The sequence below is a fragment of the Nannocystis punicea genome (assembly GCF_026965555.1).
GTDB lineage: Bacteria > Myxococcota_A > Polyangia > Nannocystales > Nannocystaceae > Nannocystis > Nannocystis punicea.
In genome coordinates, this window is record NZ_CP114040.1 from 12,627,148 (window position 1) to 12,649,872 (window position 22,725).

The window sequence follows — 22,725 nt, forward strand, 5'->3', positions numbered from 1 at the left end:
TTCTTGCACAGGCGGCAGAAACGCACGTTGCCGTCACCGTCCATCCGCTCCCAATCAGCGCTGCAGGGTTCGACGATCCGGAGGCTTTCGCTTCGCATGCAGGGGCCGAACGAGGCCCGATGGGCGGGGCTTTCAGGCGAGGACGAGTGCGGGAAGTCCTCACGGCGAGGACGAGGCTTTGGCTGGCCGCTCGCTGGTGCCCGTGGGCCGGTCTGCGGGTCGCCGGCGAGCGGATGGAGCCGGATGGTTCTGGAGCCCGATGCGCGTCGATCGACGAATGTTCTTCAGGGCATGTTTTAAAGGACATGCTCAAAAAGACATGAATCACCGGGCTCAGCGGACGCTGAAGCGGGTCGACTCAAGGCGGACGGGCAGGCGGGGGTCGGCGGGGCGGGCGAGGACCTCGTGGTCGCCGGGTTCGGCGGCGATCTTCAACTTGTAGGGCCAGTCGCTGCGGCCGACTTCGCGGCCGTCGACGAGGAAGGCGAGCGGGCCGAGGTCGACGCCGTTGCCGTCGAGCTCGGCGCGGACCTCGATGGTCTGGGCGTCGCGGCGCTGATCGAGCGCGAACACTGTGCCGGGCGCGGGGGCGACGACGCGCAGCAGCGGCAGGCGGGTCGGCTGGTCGTCGCAGCCGGGGACGCGGGCGCGGGCGAGCCACGGGTGGTCGTACAGATCGGGAGTGTCGCCGCCGGCTGTCTTCAGGGCCAGCCACTCGTCGTACTCGGGCGGGAACACGACGGCGGTGGCGGTGCCCCTGGCGTCGCAGCGCAGTCCGGCGGGGGCGTCGCGGTCGGGGCGCACGTGGACGTGGTACCGGCAGGTGTCCTCGGGGACATGTTCCTTGGAGAACTTGCGATGGGCCCGCTCGTCGCAGGCGGGGCCGACCGGGGCGCCGGACAGCGGGCAGACCTCGAGGTCGACGAGCAGCTCGGGCTCCCACAGCGGGCGGCGCTGGGGGACGTCGGCCATGGCGCGGCGCATGACGTCGGCGAACAGAGGGCCGGCTCCGGAGGCGCCGGTGAGCCGCGCGGTGGGTGAGCCGTCGGCGTTGCCGAGCCAGACCGCGACGGTGCGCTCGCGGGTGTAGCCGACGGTCCAGGTGTCGCGATAACCGGAGGAGGTGCCGGTCTTGACGGCGACGGGATAGGCGAGGGCGAACGGGCCGCGGCCGTGGAGGCCGCGCACGCGGGCGAGCGGGTCGGCGAGGGCCTCGGTGACGAGGGCGGCGACGTCGGGGGCGAATACTTGCGCGGGCGCGGCGGCGGGATCGGTGGTGGTGAAGCGGAGGGCGATCGATTCGCCGCCGCGGGCGAGGGCGACGTAAGCAGCGGCGAGCTCGCGCAGCTCGACCTCGCCGCTGCCGAGAGCGAGGGCGAGGCCGTAGTGGTCGGCGTCGCGGTCGAGGCTGCGCAGGCCGAGGTCGCGCAGGGTGCGGAGGACGGCGGACGGCCCGAGCTCGGCGGCGAGGCGGACGGCCGGGACGTTGAGCGAGCCGGCCAGGGCCTCGCGCAGAGGGATCGGCCCCTCGAAGCCGCGGTCGAAGTTCTCGGGGGTGTAGCTGCCTCCGCCGGCCTCCTGGAAGGTGGTGGGGACGTCGGCGGTGAGCTCGGGGCCGTGGTGGCCGGCGGCGAAGGCGAGGCCGTAGACGAAGGGCTTGAGGGTGGAGCCGGGCTGCCGCCGGGCGCGGACCATGTCGACCTGGCCGCTGATCTCGTCGCTGTGAAAGTCGGCGCTGCCGACGTAGGCGAGGACGTCGCCGGTGTCGTTGTCGACGACGAGGACGGCGGCGTCGCTGGCCCCGCGATCGGCGATGGCGGCCAGGTGGACGCGCACTGCGCCCTCGATGTCGCGCTGGAGGTCGAGGTCGAGGGTCGTGGTGGTGGCTGTCCCCGGGGACAGGCGGCCCTCGAGGCGGAGGGCGTCGACGAGGTGCGGGGCGAAGAAGGGCCGGGTGAGCGAGCGGAGCTCGATCGGCTCGGTGACCGCGCGGTCGTGCTCGAGGTCGGTGAGCTCGCCGGCGTCGCGCAAGGCGCCGAGGAGGGCGCGCTGGCGCAGGAGGACGCGCTCGGGCCAGGCGTACGGATCGAGGTAGCTGGGGGCGCGCGGGAGGACGGCGAGGAAGGCGGCCTGGGCCCAGCTGAGGTCGCGCGGGGCGACGCCGAAGTAGTTGCGCGCCGCCGTCTCGGGGCCGGTGAGGCCGTGGCCGTACGGCAGACGGTTGAGGTAGGCGAGGAGGATCTCGTCCTTGCCGACGAGCTCCTCGAGGTTCTGGGCGCGCGCGACCTCGAAGAGCTTGTCCATGAGGCCGCGCGCGCGCGCCTGGCCGCCGGCGTCGAGCATCTTGACGAGCTGCTGGGTGATGGTGCTGGCGCCGCTGACGAGGCGGCCGTGACGGACGCTCTGAAGAAGGGCGCGGGCGATCGCCTGCGGGTCGAGGCCGTCGTGCTCGAAGAAGGCCTTGTCCTCGCTGACGAGGGTGGCAGCGAGCAGGCGCGGGCCGATGTCGTCGAGGTCGCGCGGCTGGCCGCGCAGGCCGAGGTCGCTGGTCAGCTCGCGCAAGAGCCGGCCGCGGCGGTCGAGGACGCGGTGACCCTCGTGCCAGGTGTCGTCCAGCGCCGCCGAGGGCTCGCCGGCGCGGGCGCGGATCATCGACCAGGTGCCGCAGGTGAGGGCGCCGATCGCAAGTGTCCCGAGAGACAGGCCGAAGAGCCAGCGGCGGAGGCGAGGTCGCATCGCAAGCAGAACGCGGGAGGGTGGGGGCGGCATTCTCGCGCCGAGGCGCGAGGAGTGAGACAGCGAGGAGGGACGGGGTGAGAGGCGGCGGGGTGCTCGAGAAGAGCGGGGGGATGAGAGGGACGGAATGAGAGGCGGCGAGGTGCGCGAGGACGGCCGGGGGGATGAGAGGGACGGAATGAGAGGCGGCGAGGTGCGCGAGGAGGGCGGCGGGATGCGGAGCGACGGGGCGCGAGAGGAGCCGTCGGATGCGCGACAGTGAGAGGCGCGCGAAGGGATCGCGCGCCTCTCATGGATTGCGATCAGGGCTTGATCTCGACCTTGCCGGCGGTGCTGTAGCCGTGGCTGCCGCCGACGTACATGAACTCGGCGGAGGCGGGCGGGAGGACGAAGGTGCCGGGGGTCGAGGCGCGGACGAGGTAGGTGGCGACGACGCGCTCGCCCCAGACGCGGTCGAAGTAGACGAGGACGCGGTCGTCGCGGAGCTCGACGTAGCTGGCGTCGCTGCCGCCCCAGCGCAGCTGCTCGTAGAAGGGGTGCTCGTCGGTGAGCTCGGGGGCGCGGGCGACGGTCCAGAGGTCGGGCTGGATCGCCTCGAAGCCGGCGGGCAGGCGGTCGGTGACGGCGAGGTAGTTCATCTGGTTGCCGTCGAGCTCGCCGACGGGCAGGTCGGCGAGCAGGGCGACGCGCAGGACCTGGCCGGGCTTGACGGTGGTGAGGTCGATCGGGCCGCCGCGGGCGTCGGTGATGGCGCGGTAGATGTCGGGGCCCTCCTTCGCGCTGGTGGCGACGAGGCCGCGAGCGTCGTCGAGCGGCCGCTTCCACGCGCCCTCGACCATGAAGGCGATGGCGGCGGTGCTGTCGCTGGCGAGCTTGAGGATCGCCTTCTTGCCGCGCAGGTCGGCGACGGGGACCCGGAACTCGAGGGCGCCGCCGCCGAGCTCGGCGGCCGCGGCGAGGGCGATGCCGTCGACGCTGGCGGTGACGCCGGCGCCGTCGGCCGGCTGGTTCTTGAGCTGCTCGGCGATCGCCATCAGCGAGTAGGCGGTGGCCTGGGTGGTGTAACGGTCGGTCGATTCGGCGAGGCGCTGGGTGAGCTTGGCCTTGAGCACGCTGCTCGGGCGCAGGCGGCCGAGCGCGATGACCGTCTGGGCCATGGTGCGGGTCGACGAGCCGAAGTAGTAGAAGTCGCGGTAACCTGGCTCTTTGGACAGCTTTCCGTCGTGCTCGTAGCTGGCCTCGACCTCGTCGAGGAGCTGCTTGACGCGGTCCTCCTGGCCCTTGAGGCTGTTCAGGGCGATCGCCAGGCTGGCGAGGCCGAACACGCCCATGTGCTGCTTGCGGTCGAACAACGGGTCGGCGGCGCTCTCGGGCAGGGCGCCGACCTCGCTCAAGGTGTGGGCGATCGCGGCCTGAACCTCGGCCTCGGTGCCGTCGGACAGGAGCATCTGCTCGAGGTACTCGGTGACGCCCTCGAGCAGGCCGTCGGGCAAGGAGAGGCCGGCCTGCTTGGCGGCGACGAGGGCCCGCACGCCGTAGGCGGTGCCGTAGACGTTGGGGACGCTGTCGCCGGGCCAGTAGCCGAGGCCGCCGGAGGCGGTGCGCATGCTGGCGAGGCGCTTGAGGCCGACCTGGATCCGCTTGTCGAGCTCCTCGCGCGACATGCCGCCGACGCCGATCCGCGGCAGGATGTCGCGCGCGGCCAGGAGCGGGAGGGTGCTCGAGGTGGTCTGCTCGACGCAGCCGTGGGGATAGTCGAGCAGGTACTGCAGGCGCGCGCCGAGTTCGGGCCACAGGTGCTGGCCGGCGAGGACCTTGATGTAGTCCTTGTCGCCGCGGCCGATGAGGATGCCGGCGGGGATCTCGAGGGCGATCTCCTGGGCGCCGACGAAGGCGCCGTCGAGGTGCGGCCGCTCGGCGAGGCCGGGGACGTCGACGGGGATCGTCGACTCGACGGCGTCGCGCACCGCGTTGCTGCCGTCGCGGACGTTGAAGTTGAGCTTGAGCTCGCCGGCGACGGCGGCGGTGAGCGGGAAGCCGACGCGCTGGTGGCCCTGCGGCGGGACGGTGACGGCCTGGGTGGCGTCGTTCATCGCCACCGTGGCGGCGAGCGGGAGGTCGGTGTTGTTGTGGACCATCGCCGCGGCCTCGAAGCTGTCGCCGGTGGCGGCGAAGCGCGGGACGACGGGGATCATCATGACCGGCCGACGCACCGTGAAGTCGTCCTCGACGGCGGCGCCCTTGCCCTGCTTGTCGATGACGACGGCCATCATGCGGAAGCGGGTCAAGTTGTCGGGCAAGGTGAACTTGACGGTGGCCTTGCCGGCGGCGTCGGTGCGCAGGTCGGGCTTCCAGAAGGCGGTCTGGACGAAGTTCTTGCGGGTGTTGGTGACGGAGGCGCCGGCGTCGCCGTCGCCGGCGGCGTGGCTGTGCTTGAGGAGGGCGGCGAGGAGGTCGCGCGAGTCGCTGACCTCGAACGTGAGCGGCTGGCCGGGGCGCAGGGCGGCTGCGGGATCCTCGGCGTGGAAGTTGGTCATGCGCAGGACGCCCTCGTCGACGACTGCGAGCGCGACCTCGGCCCCGGCGACGGGCTTGCCCTGGTGGTCGACGGCGACGGTGATCGCGACCTCCTCGCGCGGCTCGTAGGTCTCCTTGTCGCTGGTGACGCTGGCCTTGAGGCGGACGTCGTCGAAGGTGACGGGGATCCGCAAGACGCCGATCTTCCAGTCGGTGCGCTCGTCGCCGCTGCCGATCGGCAGCAAGGTGACCGTGGCGTGGATGTAGGGGGCGTGGCTGGCGGTGATCGGGACCTCGAACAGGGCGGCGGCCTCGTCGAGGCGGCGCACCTCCTGCTTGAGGAGGCCGCCCTGCTCGACGGTGAAGATCGCGGTGGCCGAGGGGAAGGGGCTGCGCACGAGCAGCTTGGCGGTCTCACCGGGGGCGTAGCGGGCCTTGTCGGGGGTGAGCTCGATGGTGCGGCCCTTGCTCGGGACGACGGGCTGGTCGCCGCCGCGGCCCCAGGCCCATAGATCGGTCATGCCGCCGGCGCGACCGTCGACCTCGGCGCGCACCTCGTAGGAGCCGGAGTCGGGCGGGACGAGGTCGCAGCTGGCCGGGACGCTGGTGCTGGTGGCGGTGCAGCGACCGACCTCCTTGGTGGTGCGCTGCCACTGGTAGTCGTAGCCGCCGCCCTTCATCGGCTTCTTGCTGTAAGTCCAGTCGACCTCGAACATGCGCGCGGTGACGGGGACGCCGACGACCGACTTGCCCTCGCGGTCGACGACGCCGAGCTGGACCTGGACCGGGGCGCCGACGTCGCTCCACGGCTTGTCGATCTTCAGGCCGGCGTAGCGGTCCGCAGGGTGGACGACGACGGTGCCACGGCCGGCGATGTGGCGGTACGAGGTGTCGGCGACGTCAGCCTCGAGGGTGAAGGCCTGCGGGCCGATGGTGCCCGAGAGGTCGAGCTTCTGCGTGACCTTGAGGGTGCCGTCGGCGCCGAGCTGACCGCTGCCGGCGCGCGACCAGTCGTCGTCGCCGTCCTCCTCCTCCCACCACTCGTCCCCCTGCTCGGTGAAGACGAGGCCGGCGTCGACGAGGGTGCCGGAGGGCAAGGCCGCGGGCTCGCGCGTGACGGTCCACTCGACCTGGGCCTTGTCCATGGCGGCGCCGAACAGGTACTTGCCGAGGACGGTGGCCGAGAGCACGCCCTTGGCCTCGCGGGCGTCGACGTCGACGGTGAAGCGCGGCGGCTCGAACTCGGCGACCTGGACGACGGCCTCGTCGAGCCGCTTGTCGCTGCTGGCCTCGGTGACGACGATGAGGTGGCGGCCGAGGCGGGCCTCGGCGGGGACGCTGTAGTCGGCGGCGACGCTGCCCATGTCGTCGGTGATGAGCGGGAAGGTGGCGAGCTCCTCCTCGGTCGGGCCGATGACCTTGACGACGACGGGCTTGCCGGCGAGCGGGGCGATGTCGTCGCCGATCCGCTGGCGCACGCTGGCCTTGATGTGGACCACCGCGCCGGGCCGGTAGATGCCGCGGTCGGTGATCACCATGCCGCGGCGGTCGCCGAGCTGCGGCGCCGATTCGGCCGAGAAGTGGGGGAACAGCCGATTCTCGCGCGAGGGGTTCTTGAGCTGGACCGTCAGCGCGGCGGCGCCGTCCTCGACGCGCACTGCCGTGCTGCCGGCGCGGTCGAGGCCGATCGGGAGGACGGCGAAGCCGTTGGCGTCGGTGGTGCGCCCGGCGACGGCCTCGCCGTTGAGCGCGAAGCTGGCCCCGGAGACAGGTTGGCCGGTGGCCAGGCGCGCGACGTGGACGAGGGTGACCTCGGGCAGGACGTGGGTGTGGACCGCGAGGGCCTGGTCGTCGCCGGGGGTGACGAGGGCGAGCGGCTGACGCGAGGCGCTCATCCACGCCGGGTACTGGACCGGGTGGGCGCCGGCGACGGGGTCGAGGAGGTTGACGCTGAGGAGGTAGTTCTTGCCGGGCTTCAGCCTGGAGAGGAGGTCGACCTCGGTGGTGACGAACTCGTCGGCCTTGGCGGCGGGCTGGAAGGCGATCGTGGTGGTGGGCGCGCCCTCGGGCGGGGTGCGGCGATCGAGCTGCTCGCGGGCGCGGACCAGCGCGCCGGCGTCGTCGGCGATCTCCCAGGCGGTGACCTCGCCGCGGGCGACGTTGCGCGAGGTGACGGTGAAGCCGCGGCTGGCGGCGCCGTCGAGGATCAGGACGCCCTCGGGCATCGAGACGCTGGCCGCGAGCGGGGTGGTCTCGACGGTGATCGCGGTCGGCGGGACGCTGTTGCCGTAGATGTCCTTGAGGGCAGGTAGGGCGATGCGGTAGGTCTGCGACGGCAAGAAGTTGCCGGACACGACGACGCGGCCGTTGCTCTCCCAGGTGTCGTTGACCCACACGCTGTAGGTGTCGACCCCGGGGGTGATGCGGACCTGGTTTCGCAGGGTGTCCTGGTCGATGTCGAGGCGGTTGGTGAACTCGAGCGCGACCTCGCGGCCGTCGGTGCGCAGGCGCGGGTTGTCCCAGTCGCACACGCTGCGGTCCCAGGCGTAGCCGCAGCTGGCCCTGACCAGCTCGAGCGGGCCGGCGACCTCGTAGTTCTTCGCGAAGTCGTCGCCCTTGTGGCCGCGGGCCTTGAAGGCGATCGCCGCCTCCTCGGTCATCGGCGCGGTCGGCTTGACCTCGACGATCTGGCGCGGGTTGACGGTGTAGCCCTCGAAGCGGCTGCCCTTGAGGTGGGCGAGGGTGAAGGGGATCTTGCCGCCGGTGTCGTAGGCGAGGTCGACGAGCTCCTCGACCTTCTTGAGGTTGACGGGCTGATCGAAGACGAGGAAGAAGCTGGCGTCGGTCGGGACGCGGCCGCCCCACTGCGGGTAGACGTTGACGAGGCCGTACTCGCCAGGCGTGGGCAAGTAGGTGATCGTCTTGCCGGCGACCTCGATGCGCGGCTCGGCGGTGAAGCTGGCCTTCCACGGCTCCATGGCGCCGCCGTCCTCGGTGGTGACGCCCTGGACCGCGATCGTGTAGATGGTCGCGGGGTCGAGCGGCTTGGCGGCCCGGAACTCGAGCGAGCGGTTGTGCGTCCACACGACCTTGCCGGCGACCGGCGGGTCGATCGTGAGGGTGCCGGCGGTCGCGGCGATCGGCTTGTCCTTGACGATCTTGCCCGGCAGCTTGACCGCCCGGTTGAAGCGCAGGCGCACGACCTGCCCCTCGACCTCGAACTTGCCGTCCTCGAGCGGCGGCCAGTTGACCGTCAGCAGCTGATCGCTGCCGACATCCTCGCCGGCGATGTCGAGCTCCGGCCGCGGCTTGCGATCGGTGGGCGGCGGCGGGAACACCAGCGGCACGCCGGCCTTGTCCGGGATCGTGCGCGCGAGCGAGTCGCCCGCGGGCTGCTGCTGCTCGTCGCTCGCGCCGGTCTCGGCCGCGGGCTTGTGGACGGGCTGGCAGGCGGCGAGGGCGAGCAGCGCCGGCGAGAGGGGGAGCAGACGGAGACGGGGACCGCGTGGGTGCTGCATGGCGGAGGACACGGCGGGGGCCGCGGCGACAATGGTGCATGCGAGGCGGGGCCGTCCGAAAGGCCGGGCGGGCGCAGATGCACGCTGTTCGGCCGGCAAAACGCGCGACCGCAGGCACAAAATCCCGCGGCTTCCGCGCGGAAGCGCCCGCCCGCGCCGCGAGGGCGCCGGCCGAAGGGGCGAAATCAGGCGAGCTCGGCCTCCTCAGTCGCGCGACTGACGGGGCGCGCGGACGAGGCGCGGGAGGCACGAGCCTGGCCCGAAGCGCATGTGCTTCAGCGCATGTGCTTCGGGGCATGTCTTCGAGAGCATGCCCTGAAGGTCATGGCTCAATCGTCGTCGATGATCGGCACGCGCGCCGGCACGTCCATCGTCAGCGGCTTGCCGAGGTCGACGGAGTTGGAGTGGCGCGTGACGATCACGGCGGGCTTGACGTCGGACTGCTCGCTGCTGGCGGACTTCTGCGGCCGGCGGCCGACCAGGAAGTAGGTGCAGAGGGCGCCCTTGCCCTTGACGTGGATGATGCCGCGGCGCTGGAAGGCGTACTTGTGGCGCAGGCGCTTGTAGGTGGCCTCGGTGACCTGCACCGCGTTGGCGATGCCGTGCGACTCCATGCGGCTGGCGATGTTGACGGTGTCGCCCCACAGGTCGTACGCGAACTTCTTGGTGCCGATGATGCCGGCGGTGACCGGGCCGCAGTTGAGGCCGATGCGGATGCGTACGCCGCGGTTGCGCTTGGCGTTGAAGCGCTCGATGATCGCGAGCATGTCGAGCGCCATCTCGGCCATCGCCTCGGCGTGGTCGGGCCGCGGCATCGGCAGGCCGCTGGCGGCCATGTACTCGTCGCCGATGGTCTTGATCTTCTCGAGGCCGTGCTTCTCGGCCAGCTGGTCGAACATCGAGAAGATGCGGTTGAGCATCGCCACCAGCTCGGCCGGCGGCAGCTGCTCGCTCATGCGGGTGAAGCCGACGAGGTCGGCGAACAGCACCGTGACGTCGGGGAAGACGTCGGCGATGGTTCGCTGGCCCTCCTTGAGGCGCTCTGCGATCGGCCGCGGGAGGATGTTGAGGAGCAGCTGCTCGCTGCGCTCCTGCTCGCTGCGGAGCTTGCGGACGTAGGCGCGCTCGCGGTCGCGGAGGCGCTTCTTCTCGAGGCAGGCGCCGATGCGGGCGCGCAGGATGACCGGGTTGAACGGCTTCGACAGGTAGTCTTCGGCGCCGAGCTCGATCGACCGGACGACGGTGTCGATCTCGTCGAGCGCGGAGATCATGATGACCGGCAGGCCGCGGAACTTGTCGTCGGCGTGCAGCTGCTCGAGCACCTGGTAGCCGTCCATCTCCGGCATCATGACGTCGAGCAGGACGAGGTCGAAGTCCTGGGCGCGCAGCATGTTCAGCGCGCGGCGGCCGTTGTCGGCCAGCTGCACGGTGTGGCCCTCGCGCTCGAGCCGGCGCGCGAGCATGCTGCGGTTCGACTCGTTGTCGTCGACGACGAGGATCCGCCCGGTGTCGGAGCTGCGGGCGATGCTGGTCGGCCGCGAGGGGACCGGCGGGAGGTTGGCCTGGCTCGGCTCGGGCACCGGCCCCACCCGGTGCAGGAGCTTGTTGACCGCGCCGCCGCTGACGATCTCGTCGAGCCGCTGCACCGCGTCGAAGATCAGCTCGACGTCGGCGCTGACCTCGTCGCGGTCGTTCTGCTTGAAGATCTGGACCAGCCGCTCGACGTGCGTCCGCAGGTGCGCCAGCGGGAACAGCAGGTCGCGGTTCAGCCGCTCCTGGCTCGGCCGCTGCGCCTTGGGGTCGAGCAGCTCGTCGATGACGGCGAGCAGCTGCCGGCCGTCGCTGAGCAGCTGACGGACGTGGGCGCCGACGAACTCGTCGCGCTTCTCCTCGGCGTCCTCCAGCAGCATCTCGCTGTAGCCGAAGATCTGGTTGAAGGGCGTGCGCAGGTCGTGGCGCAGCTGCGCCGTCGAGGAGCGCTTGGTCGACGAGGTCGGGGCCCGCGGCGCGTCCGGCTCCGGCCGGGCCGCGGCCTTCGCCATCGGTTGCGAGACGCCGCGCGGGATCGGCGCGACGATCGAGTTCTCGCCGTTGATCAGGAAGTTGGGGAACTGCGAGCCCGTCTGCTCATCGTCGACGTCGATCGTGACATCCGACGGCGGGTCCTCGGTGGCGATGCCGGTGAAGTCGAGCTCCGAGTCGTCCGCAGCGGCCTCGACCGCGTGGCTCGGATCTTCGGCCTCCTCGATGATGCTGCCCTTGAACGGATCGTCGTCGTCGTCGGGGATCCCGATCCGCGGATCCTGGCCGGCCGTCGAAGGCTCACCCGCCTGGTCTTTGGAGCCCTTGTTGCCGCGGCTATTTGGATCCTTTTCTCGCATTCAGGCAGCAGTCGCGGACGCGGAGAGGGAGAGTCTAGTGAAGCCGCGCGGGCTGGAAAAAGCTGGAGGCTTCGATCCTAGCGCGAACACCGTGAGTGCGATCACCCCTCAAATCGAGGTCGCGCGAGCACCACTCTCGCCGCCTCGGGGGCGAAGGACAACCCTCGGTGTCGGTCAAAACACCCACGCGCCGTGCGGGAACGCTCCCTCCAGTCCATGCTCGCGCCTGGTGGACCTCTGCGTCCTGTTTGCGAGATCGCCGGTGCGTGGCAACCGCCAGGCCGTTCCCCATCAGGCTCACAGTGTACGACTGTCCGCGAGCCGACGTCCTCCGAGCGGGACGGCCACCGCGCGGATCGGCGGAGATCGATGACCTGACGACGTCGCGGCGCGGGAGCGCGCGAGGTCGGGCGGCGAGCTCCGGCGAAATCGCCGCCTCCATCACCGGTCCTTTGGGACATCGCCCCGCCGCGTTGGCGCTTGACCGCCAAAGTCGCCAGCCTCGAAGATGTTGCGGCCGGGCGCGAGAGCGCCGGCACGCGGAGGATATGAAGAGTTTTCGCGACGAGTACACCTTGCAGGCGAAGGATTCGGTGCCGGAAGGCGTGGCCTTCGATGCGAGGACGGGGCGCTTCTTCGCGACCGGGTTACTGAGCGGCACAATCACGCAGATCGACGCGGGCACCGGCGCGGAGCAGCCGTTCTTCGCGCCCGCGGGGCAGCCGCAGCAGCTCACGGGGGCCAAGGTCGACGAGGTTCGTCGCCGCCTGTGGGTCTGTTACTCCGAGATCCAAAACATGCTCGGCGGGGTGCACGTGTTCGACGTCGACACGGGTGCGCGGCTGGCGAGCTTCGAGCTGGCGCGCGGCGGCATCTGCAACGACGTCGCGCTGGCGACGGATGGGGTCGCGTATGTGACCGACTCCTTCCAGCCGGTGATCTACCGGGTCGACCTACAGGCCGGGGCCGCCGACGAGTTCGTGCGTGACGTCCGGATGTCGGCGCCGATGGGCCAGTTCGGGCTCAACGGCGTGGCTGTGAGCCCCGATGGCGCGCACGTGATCGGCGGGTTCACCTCGCCCTCGAAATTGTTCGTCGTGCCGCGTGCGGGCGGCGAGGTCCGCGAGATCTCCCTGGAGGGGGACCCCTTCGCCCCCGAAGGCGACCCGCATTTCCTCGGCGCCGACGGCATCGTCTTCATCGACGACAAGCTCTACGTGGTCCACCACGGCGGCGTCCAGCAGGTCACCTTCACCGCACCGGGCTACGTCGCCGGGACGGTCAAGAACCGCCTGGTCCGCGAGTCGGGGCTGTCGACCGCGACCGTGGCCGAGGGCCGGCTCTACGTGATCAAGAGCGAGGTCGTGCGGATGGTGCACATGAAGCAGGCGCCGCACCTGCCGTTCATGATCTACGAGGTCCCGCTCGACCTGTTCGATTGAGCATGCCCGTCGGGGCATGTCCCCGCGGGCATGTCCCGACGGTCAGAGGCCCTTGGCGAGGTTGGCGAGGAAGGCCTCGGCCATCGAGGCGATGTTGTCGTGGCCGAGGCGCTCGTCGCGGGCGATGTCGTGGACCTGGATCTCGGCCTCGGGCAGGTCGTCGAGGAAGCGGCTGGGCTTGCGCGGGACCTCGGCGCCGCGCTCGAGGCGGGTGGCGGCGCGGGTGATGTAGAGGCGGTCGCGCGCGCGGGTGATGCCGACGTAGAACAGCCGGCGCTCCTCCTCGATGTCGCCGGCGATGGCGTCGCTGATCCGCGGGGCGCTGACGCGCTTGTGCGGCATGATGCCCTCCTCGCAGCCGATCAGCAGGACGAGCGGCCACTCGAGGCCCTTGGCGCTGTGGAGGGTGGACAGGGTGATCTGACCGCGCGCGGCCTCGTCGTCGCCCTCGTCCTTGTCCTTGTCCTTGTCCTTGCTCGCGTTCATGACCTGGAAGAAGTCGTTGTAGCGGACGTGGCCCTTGGCGCGGGCGCGCTGCTCGAACCGGCCGAGCGCCTCGAGCAGCCAGACGACGCCGTCCCAGCGCGCGGTCCCGGCCGCCTCGGAGCCGGCCTCCTTGAGCACGTACTCGCGCAGGCCGACGCCCTCGAGCAGGCCCTGCAGCGGGGCGACCGCGGAGCCGCTGGCGTAGAAGTGGGCCTGGGCGCGCTTGATCGCGGCGGAGAAGCTGCGCAGGCCGGCGGCCGCGCGGCTCGGGATGTCGGCGATCTCGTCGCAGCGGTGGATCGCCTCGGCCAGCGAGAGGTTGCGGTGGCGCGCGAACTCGCTGAGGTGCTCGATCGTCTTGAGGCCGACGCCGCGCGAGGGGACGTCGAGCGCGCGACGGGTCGCGAGGTCGTCCTGCGGGGCGATCATCACCTTGAGGTAGGCGAGGGCGTCCTTGACCTGCTTCTTGTCGTAGAAGGCCTGGCCGCCGAGGATCCGGTAGGCGAGGCCGTGCTCCTGCAGCAGCGCCTCGATGGCGTCGCACTGCTTGGCGCTGCGGTAGAGCACGGCGATGTCCTCGGGCTTGGTGCCGCGCTCCTTGATCTCGCGGTAGATGGTGCGGCCGATGAACCGCGACTCCTGGTCGCCGTCGGGGGCGACGACGAGGGTGACCTTGTCGCCGCCGCGCCGCTGCGGCACGAGCTCCTTCTCGTGGCGCGAGGTGTTGCGCTGGATGACGGCGTTGGCGCAGCGGCAGATCGGGGCGTACGAGCGGTAGTTCTGCTCGAGCTTGATGGTCTGCGCGCGCTTGAAGTACATGTCGAAGCCGAGGATGTTGGCGACCTTGGCCCCGCGCCAGCCGTAGATGGCCTGGTCGTCGTCGCCGACGACGCACACGTTCTCGCGCTCGCCCGCGAGGCGGCGCACGACCTCGAGCTGGGCGCGGTTGGTGTCCTGGTACTCGTCGACCATCAAGTAGCGGAACTTGCCCTGCCAGTAGGCGCGCGCCTCGGCGTTCTCCTCGAGGGTGGTGGCGATGCGGCAGATCAGGTCGTCGAAGTCGACCGCGCCGAGCGCCCGCAGGCGCTCCTCGTAGGGGCCGTAGACGGCCGCGGCGGCCTCGTCGTACTCGGTCTCGAAGTACAGGCCCTGGGCGTCGGTCGGCGACACGAAGTCGTTCTTCCACAGCGAGATCCGCTGCACGATCGCCCCGAGGTCGAAGCGACGCTCCGCGCCCTGCCCGTGGATGCCGAGGTCGCGCAGGACCGCCCGCACCAGGCCGTAGACGTCGCCCTGGTCGAGGATCCCGAACTTCTTCGGCACGCCGAAGTGGTCCGGCTGCTCGCGCATCATCGCCGCGCCGACGCTGTGGAAGGTGCCCAGCACCAGCCCGTCGGCGACCGCCTTGGTCGTCATCTTCATCAGCCGCTCGCGCATCTCGTCGGCGGCCTTGTTGGTGAAGCTGAGGGCGACGATGTTGCCGGGCGCCACCCCGCGCTCGAGCAGGTAGACCACGCGGTGGGTGATCACCCGCGTCTTGCCGGAGCCCGCGCCGGCGAGCACGAGGAGGGGACCTTCGGTGGCGCACACGGCGGCGCGCTGATCGGGGTTGAGTCCGCTGAGATCGAGGGCCATGCGTCGAGGCGGCGCAGACATACGGCGCATCGGTGGCGGGCCGCAAGGGCTTGAGTCGGAGGCCGCGGATGTGCTCCCCTGCGGGGGTGACGGAGGCGTCGTCGCGAGCGGGAGACGCGCTCGAGATCGTGCAGCTGGAGGTGGGGCTGCTGCACAACTTCTGTGAGGTGATCGGCTGCCCGCGCACGGGCGAGGCGGCGCTGGTCGACCCGGCCTTCGAGGTCGACCGCCTGCTGGCGGAGGCGCGCCGGCGCGGCTGGCGAGTGACGACGATCTTCCTCACGCACACGCACGACGACCACGTGGCCGGCCTCGACGAGGCGGCGGCGCTGACCGGGGCGGTGGTGCGCTGTCACCCGCTCGAGGTGGCGGCGGCGAGGCGGCTGGCGCCCCGGGTGGAGGCCGTGGCCGACGGCGAGGAGGTGCCGCTCGGCCGCGGGCGCGTGCGAGCGATCTTCGCCCCCGGACACACGCCCGGCTGCGTGTGCTGGTTCGTCGCCGAGCCGGCCGCGATCGTCACCGGTGACGTGCTGTTCGTCGGCTCGTGCGGCAGCGCCGGCGACGTCGAGGCGATGGTCGACACGCTGCAGCGCAAGCTCGGCGCGCTGCCCGAGGAGACCCGCGTGTTCCCCGGCCACGACTACGGCAAGACGCCCACGAGCACGCTCGCGTACGAGTTCGCTACCAACCCGGCCCTGCGCGCCGAGACGCCGGCGGCGTTCCGACGCTGGGTGCAGGGGCGCGGGCGCTGAGGGGCCGGTTCACCTGGGGGCGGGTTTGGCCCCGCTCGCCGGGCCTCGGATGGCTGAGAGGACATTTCCTTCGGGGCTGAACAAGATGTCCGAAAGGGCATGTCGGTCGAGCGCTCGAGGATGGCCGGAGGGACATGTCCGGTGCGGCGCTCCGAAGGAGTGGGTGGGGTGTCTTCGGGGACAGGTGCGGTTGGGTGATATGTCCGGAGGGACATGTCATCGTCAGCCTTCAAGGCTGGCCGAAGGGACAGGTCCTGAGCGCGAGCTGTGCCAAGGGACGCACGCGCTCACTGCGGCGCGGGTCGCCAGGGGCCGATCGCGTTCTCGGCGGGCGGCGGCGCCTCGGGCGAGGCGGGCGGCGGAGACGTGGTCGGGGGCGCGGACTCGGGCGTCGAGGCGGGCGCGGGCGGCGTGGCGACGGGCGCGGACTCGGGCGTGAGGACGGGCGTGGGCAGCGTGGGGAGGGCGGGCGCTGGCGCTGGCGCGGGCTTCGGCGCGGGCTTGGGCGGCGGCGGAGCGCGGCCGGGGATGAGGTCGAACGAGATGCCGATGCTGGCGAGGAAGGTGACGAGGATGCGGTCGGCGCCGGCGTCCTCCTGCAGGGTGGTGCGCTTCGAGTGCGGACCGATCACGAGGCCGCCCCACAGCTCGCCGGCGAGCCGCGGCGTCAAGTACTTGCGGACCCCGCCGCTGATCATGCCGGCCGACTTGCCCCACACGTCGCGGCCGGCCTGCTTGTCGTAGAACGGCGGCAGATAGGTGTTGGGGCCGAAGGTCGGCACGAACATGTACTCGATGCGGATGAACGCCAGGCGCGAGTAGACGCCGAGGCCGATGCCGACGTCGACCAGGCCCTTGTGCACGCCGTACGGGCGCTGGCGGACGTTGCCGATCACTGCGCCGCGGCCGTGGAAGTACAGCGGGCCGACGGCGCGGGCGCGCAGCTCGAGGTTGGCGCCGGCGCCGAAGAAGTTGCCGGTGTGCTCGCAGCGCTGGACGCTGTCGTGCGTCTGGCAGGCGGCCTCGCCCGGAGCGTGCGGGCCGATCATGAAGCCGCCGGCGATCACGAGGCGCGGCGGGGGCGGAGGCGCCTCCGGGGTGACGGCGCCCGCGGCCGCGGCGAGCGCGAAGATCCAGCCGAGCATGCGTCGATGGTGCCGGACACAGGCGAGGCTGACCAGGGGCGCATGTGTCCCGAAGGACAGGGCGCAGCGAGCGGCGATCTCCGGCCGTAGGTGGCCGAGGGCGCCGCCCGGCCGGTACGAGCCGCCGGTGCGATTCGTCGGCGGGCGCACCCAGGACGCCGGGACCGCGCAGGTCCGATCACGGTCGGATGGTCCAGATCACGCTCCACGGACTGGGTCCATCCCGATCTCCCCGGGTCGTTGCCGCCGCGGCGCGAGCAGGACGCGCTGGCGACGGGTCGCTCGCTCGGTCGAGCTCGGCTCGTGCTGCAACGATGGGGTCGTCGACGTCGAGGGGACGGTGGACGCGGGCCCACTGCCTGCGTCCGCGGAGCGCCCGGATCGACCGCGCGGGGGACCTTGTTCGTGGAAGATCGCCGGCCCGTGCCGGCGCGCTCGGGCGGACCGGCCTCGACCCGACGCCCGAATGAAGAGAGCCAGCTGGGGGCCCAATGGGCGCCGCCGACGCTGTTTCGCGTCGCAATCGCAGGGGCGGCGGAGGTCGCGGCGGTGCGATTCACGGGCGAGGCGCTCGGGGTGGATCGCGGCCTCCCGACGGGTTGGCGTTCGTGGGCGAGGCGCCTCCATGTCGCGTACGAGGGCCGGCCCACGGCAGCGCTTCGCCGGCAGCGACGACGCGCGCCGAAGTGCGGACGACCACGGCGGTGCTGCCCGGTTCCGACCAGCCTCGTCGACGCGGCGGGGCGGCTCTGGGCCGTCGACGGCGAGGTGCGTCGGGGGCGGTGCGCGCAGAAGCAGGCCGATCCGCAGTTCGCCGGCGTGCACCCTCGACGCCGGCGCTTCGACGGGCCGTGACTCGCGTGTTACGCTGGCCGTCTCGGCGCCGATGTCGATCCTCCGCTTTCACCTCAACGACCGCCCGATCGAGGACGCGGAGGTCCCGCCGACCACGACGCTCCTCAACTACCTGCGCCAGCGCGCGCACCTCACCGGGACCAAGGAAGGCTGCGCCGAGGGCGATTGCGGGGCCTGCACCGTGGTCGTGCTCGACGCCGAGACCGATCCCGCGGCGCCCCGCTTCCGCGCCGTGAACGCCTGCCTGATGTTCGTGCCGATGGTCCAGGGCCGGCGCGTGTACACGGTCGAGGGCCTGCGCCAAAACGGGGCGCTGCACCCGGTGCAGGCGGCGATGGTCGAGCGGCTCGGCTCGCAGTGCGGCTACTGCACGCCGGGCGTGGTGATGTCGGCCTTCGAGGCCTGCTACCGCGAGGACCTGCGCGAGCCGTGGCAGCTCGACGACCAGATGTGCGGCAACCTGTGCCGCTGCACCGGCTACCGGCCGATCCGCGACGCGGTGCATCTGGTCGCAGGGACATGTCCCGAAGACATCTTTAACAGACAGCGCGCGGAGGCCAGGCCGGCGGCGCTCGAGTTCGTGCGCGCGAGCGAGGGCCGCTGCTACCTGCAGCCGACCGACCTCGAGGCGCTGTGGGCGGCGATCGCCGAGCGGCCGCGGGCGCGGCTGGTGTGCGGGGGGACGGACCTGGCGCTGCTGGTGACGCAGCGCTACCAGGACCTGCCGGAGCTGATCGCGCTCGAGGGGGTGCCGGAGCTACGCGGGGTCGGCCGCGGCGCCGACGGCTGGTTCGAGATCGGCGCGACGACGACGCTGACGGACCTCGAGGCGGCCTGCATGGGCCCGCTGCGCCCGCTGACGCCGTTGCTGCGGATCTTGCGCTACTTCGCGTCGCGCCAGATCAAGCACCGGGCGACCGTGGGCGGCAACCTCTGCAACGCGTCGCCGATCGGCGACCTGGCGCCGGCGCTGATCGCCCTCGGGGCGCAGGTGGTGCTGCGCTCGGCCGCGGGCGCGCGCACGCTGCCGCTCGACCAGTTCTTCCTGGCCTACCGCAAGACGGCGCTGCAGCCCGGCGAGGTGCTGGCGGCGGTGCGCGTGCCGGAGCCGTCGACGGGGGCGCGCATGGGGGCCTACAAGGTGTCGAAGCGGCGCGAGCTCGACATCAGCGCGGTGGCGGCGGGGCTGTATGTCGAGACATGTCCTGAAGGACTAGTCACCGAGGTGCGCGCGGCCTTCGGCGGGATGGCGGCCACGCCCGCGCGGGCCCGCGGGCTCGAGGCGGCGCTGCGCGGGCGGCCGTGGACGGAGGCGAACGTCGAGGCGGCCCTGCCGGCGCTGGCCGCCGACTTCAAGCCGATGTCGGACCACCGCGGGTCGGCCTGGTTCAGAGGCCAGGTGGCGGAGAACCTGGTCCGCGGGTTCTATCTCGAGACCGCCGCGACGCCGCGCCCCGACTTGCCGCCGCGGCCGGCCGCCACGGTGCGCCTGGAGGTGGTGCAGTGAGTGGGCCGGGTCGATGGACATGGCTTCAGAGGCATGTCGTAGAGGACATGTCCTCTGATACCATTGGAGACTTTCACGCGGCGGCCGCGGGGCCGCGCCCGGAGGTGATGCCATGACGGACGTCTCGCAATCGCCGCTGCATCGGCCGGCCGTGCACGAGAGCGCGCACGGCCACGTGACCGGTTCGGCGCGCTACGTCGACGACCTGCCCGAGCCGGCAGGCATGCTGCACGGGCTGCCGGTGGGCTCGCCGGTGGCGCGCGGGCGGTTGGTGGCGCGACGAGCCGAGCGGGCGCTGGCGCTGCCGGGGGTGCACGCGGTGCTGTTCGCGGCCGACGTCCCGGGTCACAATCGCATCGGCCCGATCGTCCACGACGAGCCGCTGCTGGCCGAGGACGAGGTGTTCGCCGAGGGGCAGACCGTGGCCCTGGTGCTCGGCGACTCGGTCGCGGCCTGCCGCGCGGGCGCGCGGGCGCTCGAGCTCGAGTTCGAGGAGCTGCCGGCGATCCTCACCGTCGAGGAGGCGCTGCGGGCGGGGGCGCTGCTGTGCCCGCCGCACGAGATGTGCCGCGGCGACGTCGCGGCCGCCATGGCCCGCGCCACCGTGGTCGTCGCGGGCGAGCTCCACACCGGCGGTCAGGACCATTTTTATCTCGAGACCCAGGCGTCGCTGGCGATCCCCGGCGAGGACGACACGATCCACCTCGAGAGCTCGACGCAGCACCCGACCGAGGTCCAGATCGCGTGCAGCGAGGTGCTCGGGTGCCCGCGCAACCAGATCGTCGTGGCCGTGCCGCGCATGGGCGGGGGCTTCGGCGGCAAGGAGTCGCAGGCGTCGCAGTTCGCGGCCCTCGCGGCGCTGGCCGCCCGCCGCACCGGGCGCCCGGTCAAGGTCTGGCTCAGCCGCGACCTCGACATGACGATGACCGGCAAGCGGCACCCGTTCTGGTCGCGCTACCGCGCCGGCCTGGACGACCGCGGCCGCCTGCTCGCGCTCGAGGTGGAGATCGTCGCCGACGGCGGCTGGAGCGTCGACCTCAGCCCCGCGATCCTCGACCGCGGGATGTTCCACCTCGACAACGGCTACTTCGTGCCGAACCTGCACTTCGTCGGCAAGGCCGTCCGCACCAACAAGGCCTCCAACACGGCCTTCCGCGGGTTCGGCGGGCCGCAGGGCATGGCGGTGATCGAGGAGGTGCTGTCGCGCGCGGCCGAGCGGCTCGGCCTCGACCCGGCGGAGATCCGCCGCCGCAACTACTACGGCGACTGTCCCGACGAACATGCTCCGGGGAACATGGTCGAAGTGCCAGTTCCGGAGGACGAGCAGACCAGCATGGGCGCCAGCGTGATCAGCCTGGTGCGCGCGCGCTGCCTGACGCCGTACTACCAGGAGGTCCCGCACTGCCGGCTGCCGCGGATCCACGCCGAGCTGCTGGCGCGCTGCGACTGGGACGCGCGCCGCGCCGAGGTCGCGGCGTGGAACGCCCGCTCGCCGTGGCAAAAGCGCGGGCTCGGCTTCATGCCGGTGAAGTTCGGGATCTCCTTCACCAACACCATGCTCAACCAGGCCGGCGCGCTGGTGCTGGTCTACGCCGACGGCAGCGTGCAGCTCAACCACGGCGGGACGGAGATGGGCCAGGGCCTGCACACCAAGATGCTGGCCGTGTGCGCCCACGAGCTCGGGGTCCCGACGGCGCAGATCCGCTGCATGACGACGGCGACCGACAAGGTGCCCAACACCTCGGCGACGGCGGCCTCGAGCGGGTCCGACCTCAACGGCATGGCGGTCCAGCGCGCGTGCGCGGAGATCCGCGAGCGCGTGCGGCCGGTGGCGGCCGAGCTGCTCGGCGCGGCGCCCGAGGCCGTGCAATTCGTCGGCGGGGCGGCGGTCGGTCCGGACGGCCGCCGCGTGCCGTGGAGCGAGCTGGCCAGGACCGCGTGGATGCGCCGGGTCTCCCTCAGCGCGGCCGGCTACTACGCCACGCCCAACATCGCGTACGACCGCACGACCGGGCGCGGCAAGCCGTTCCACTACTTCGCCTACGGCGCCGCGGCCGTCGAGGTCGAGGTCAGCGGCCTCACCGGCGAGCACCGGCTCCTGCGCGTCGACATCCTTCACGACGTCGGCAGCTCGCTGGTGCCGACGATCGACATCGGCCAGATCGAAGGCGGCTTCATTCAGGGCGTCGGCTGGGTCACCGGCGAGGAGCTGGTGTGGGACGCGAAGGGCAAGCTCCTGACCCACGGGCCGTCGACGTACAAGATCCCCGCGATCGGCGACTGCCCGGCGATCTTCAACGTCGCCCTGCTCGAGCGCGCCGAACAGGACAGCACGATCCACGGCAGCAAGGCCGTCGGCGAACCGCCGCTGATGCTCGGCCTCGGCGTGATCTCGGCGCTGCGCCAGGCGGTCGCCGCGTTCGGCCCCGGCGAGGTCGAGCTGGCGATCCCGTGCACGCCCGAGGCGATCCTCCGCGCGGTCGTCCGTCAGCGCGCGGCCGCGGTGACGCGAGCCGCCGACGCGGCCGAGTGATCTTTCTTTTTAAAAAAATAGGCGCACGCGGTGACCGGGGCGCGATGCTCGTCCCGGCCCGCTCTGATGCGTTTCGTTATGGAAGCCATGTGGCGGAGCCGGCGGCGGTCGTCGCAGGTGGGCACGACGCGGCGCGTTGGGAAGCAGGTGGGACGGAGCCTACTCCACCGCGCACGGGCGCGGCGTCCGTGTTTGCTTCGACCCACGGACGCCACGACGAACATCTGAATGACCTTGAGGGAAGGTCGTTAGAGACATGTCCTCAGCGCCAGCCGACGCGACGCGCCCACGCCTCCATCTCGGCCTTGCGCGCCGCGAGGTCCGGCGGCGGCTCGCCGGGCGGCGGTGGGCGGCGCCACACCATCGGCGGCAGGCCGACGGCCGCGCGCCGCTCTGCCAGCGACTCGGGCGCCTCGACCCCGACCATCGGCACCATCGCCGTGCCGTCGTCGCTCCAGTCGTACTGCGTGCCGTAGCGCTGCGGTCGGCCCTCGGACACGCGGATCCGGTCCTCGAGCATCGCCACCTCCGCCGGACTTGCCTCGCCCTCGGCCGCGGCTTGCTGCAGCAGCGGCAGGCAGCCGCGCAGCAGCGCCGGCTCGCCGATCGCGTGTTGCACGATCCGCCACGCCGCGCTCGCCCCGTCCTCACCGACCAGCGCTCGCCCCGGCCAGCCGACCCGCGCCAGCACCTCGCGCAGGCGCGCCGCGTTGCGTCGGTGCACCGCCTCCATCTCCGGGTGGTAGCCGGCGAACAGACTGCCGTCGCGCGCCAGTCGCTCGCGCGTCTCGTCGTCCTCCGCGATCCAATTAATCAGCTCGGCGCGCAGGTCCTCGTCCATACGTGGAGCATTGCCGCGGTCGCGTCCGCGTGCAACCCGCCGGCGCTCGCCGGACTGTGACGCGGTCACCACGACGACCAGTCCTCCTCCTGTCCGGCCTCGAGATTCGCATGGGCCTGTTGGCGAAGGGAGCCGCTCGAGCGACGCGACGTTCGGAGAGAGGATCGAGTGTCGCATCGAGCGGCGCCGGCACGGGGGCCCGGCCATGTGGGCGCGGCGGACGGTGGGGTGCCGGGCAGATCGCTTCGCTCGGGACGTGCCGGGCAAGCCAGCAGCAGGAGGCTTTTCGGGCGCGCGGGGGCGGCCGGACGGGCCTTGAAGCGCCCGTGATCCTCCGCGCCTGCGAACCGTCGCTGGGTGTCCTTTAAGCATGTCTA

At 71.9% G+C, this 22,725-nt stretch carries 9 protein-coding genes and 2 pseudogenes; 4 read left to right on the forward strand and 7 right to left on the reverse strand.

Annotated features, from left to right (window positions below; translation table 11 throughout):
* Positions 1-333: 333 nt before the first annotated feature.
* The 4 genes and pseudogenes from pbpC to O0S08_RS51520 form a co-directional block, all read right to left on the reverse strand.
* Positions 334-2,736: a penicillin-binding protein 1C gene (gene pbpC, locus O0S08_RS48645; RefSeq protein WP_269036392.1), complete on the reverse strand. Its 2,403-nt coding sequence runs from the start codon at positions 2,734-2,736 to the stop codon at positions 334-336.
* Between the two features lie 302 nt (positions 2,737-3,038).
* A complete protein-coding gene (locus tag O0S08_RS48650; protein ID WP_269036393.1) occupies positions 3,039-8,771 on the reverse strand; it encodes an alpha-2-macroglobulin family protein in 5,733 nt (1,910 codons plus the stop codon).
* A gap of 467 nt (positions 8,772-9,238) precedes the next feature.
* Positions 9,239-10,297, reverse strand: a pseudogene (locus O0S08_RS51515) (adenylate/guanylate cyclase domain-containing protein); the annotation flags it as partial.
* A 285-nt stretch (positions 10,298-10,582) separates the two neighbouring features.
* A pseudogene (locus O0S08_RS51520) lies at positions 10,583-11,152 on the reverse strand (histidine kinase dimerization/phospho-acceptor domain-containing protein); the annotation flags it as partial.
* A gap of 548 nt (positions 11,153-11,700) precedes the next feature.
* On the opposite strand from O0S08_RS51520, the gene O0S08_RS48660 reads away from it, so the two are divergent.
* Complete coding sequence (locus O0S08_RS48660; RefSeq protein WP_269036395.1) at positions 11,701-12,594, forward strand: SMP-30/gluconolactonase/LRE family protein; 894 nt, start codon at positions 11,701-11,703, stop codon at positions 12,592-12,594.
* Between the two features lie 42 nt (positions 12,595-12,636).
* Here the strand turns inward: O0S08_RS48660 and O0S08_RS48665 are convergent, their stop codons facing one another.
* A complete protein-coding gene (locus O0S08_RS48665; RefSeq protein WP_269036396.1) occupies positions 12,637-14,715 on the reverse strand; it encodes an ATP-dependent helicase in 2,079 nt (692 codons plus the stop codon).
* 86 nt (positions 14,716-14,801) lie between these two features.
* Here O0S08_RS48665 and O0S08_RS48670 point away from each other — a divergent pair, with 86 nt between their 5' ends.
* Positions 14,802-15,467 (forward strand): MBL fold metallo-hydrolase, encoded by a 666-nt coding sequence (locus tag O0S08_RS48670; protein WP_269036397.1) that lies wholly within the window; start codon positions 14,802-14,804, stop codon positions 15,465-15,467.
* A gap of 287 nt (positions 15,468-15,754) precedes the next feature.
* Here O0S08_RS48670 and O0S08_RS48675 read toward each other — a convergent pair whose 3' ends face one another.
* The gene (locus tag O0S08_RS48675; RefSeq protein ID WP_269036398.1) at positions 15,755-16,612 is read right to left on the reverse strand and encodes a hypothetical protein; all 858 of its coding nucleotides are present in this window, start codon (positions 16,610-16,612) and stop codon (positions 15,755-15,757) included.
* Between the two features lie 886 nt (positions 16,613-17,498).
* Between O0S08_RS48675 and xdhA the strand changes: the two genes are divergently transcribed.
* On the forward strand, positions 17,499-18,974 hold the full coding sequence (gene xdhA / locus O0S08_RS48680) for a xanthine dehydrogenase small subunit (RefSeq protein WP_269036399.1): 1,476 nt from the start codon (positions 17,499-17,501) through the stop codon (positions 18,972-18,974).
* Positions 18,975-19,086: 112 nt separating this feature from the next.
* The gene (xdhB, locus tag O0S08_RS48685; protein ID WP_269036400.1) at positions 19,087-21,507 is read left to right on the forward strand and encodes a xanthine dehydrogenase molybdopterin binding subunit; all 2,421 of its coding nucleotides are present in this window, start codon (positions 19,087-19,089) and stop codon (positions 21,505-21,507) included.
* 262 nt (positions 21,508-21,769) lie between these two features.
* On the opposite strand, the gene O0S08_RS48690 is transcribed toward xdhB, so the two are convergent.
* Complete coding sequence (locus O0S08_RS48690; RefSeq protein WP_269036401.1) at positions 21,770-22,348, reverse strand: DUF6624 domain-containing protein; 579 nt, start codon at positions 22,346-22,348, stop codon at positions 21,770-21,772.
* Between the last annotated feature and the right edge of the window lie 377 nt (positions 22,349-22,725).

What these genes read in the sequence shown, in the direction of transcription:
- pbpC (WP_269036392.1), bottom strand. Translation starts at nt 2,736, where the DNA reads ATGCGACCTCGCCTCCGCCGCTGGCTCTTCGGCCTGTCTCTCGGGACA.
- xdhB (WP_269036400.1), top strand. Translation starts at nt 19,087, where the DNA reads ATGACGGACGTCTCGCAATCGCCGCTGCATCGGCCGGCCGTGCACGAG.
- O0S08_RS48665 (WP_269036396.1), bottom strand. Translation starts at nt 14,715, where the DNA reads ATGGCCCTCGATCTCAGCGGACTCAACCCCGATCAGCGCGCCGCCGTG.
- xdhA (WP_269036399.1), top strand. Translation starts at nt 17,499, where the DNA reads ATGTCGATCCTCCGCTTTCACCTCAACGACCGCCCGATCGAGGACGCG.
- O0S08_RS48675 (WP_269036398.1), bottom strand. Translation starts at nt 16,612, where the DNA reads ATGCTCGGCTGGATCTTCGCGCTCGCCGCGGCCGCGGGCGCCGTCACC.
- O0S08_RS48690 (WP_269036401.1), bottom strand. Translation starts at nt 22,348, where the DNA reads ATGGACGAGGACCTGCGCGCCGAGCTGATTAATTGGATCGCGGAGGAC.
- O0S08_RS48650 (WP_269036393.1), bottom strand. Translation starts at nt 8,771, where the DNA reads ATGCAGCACCCACGCGGTCCCCGTCTCCGTCTGCTCCCCCTCTCGCCG.
- O0S08_RS48660 (WP_269036395.1), top strand. Translation starts at nt 11,701, where the DNA reads ATGAAGAGTTTTCGCGACGAGTACACCTTGCAGGCGAAGGATTCGGTG.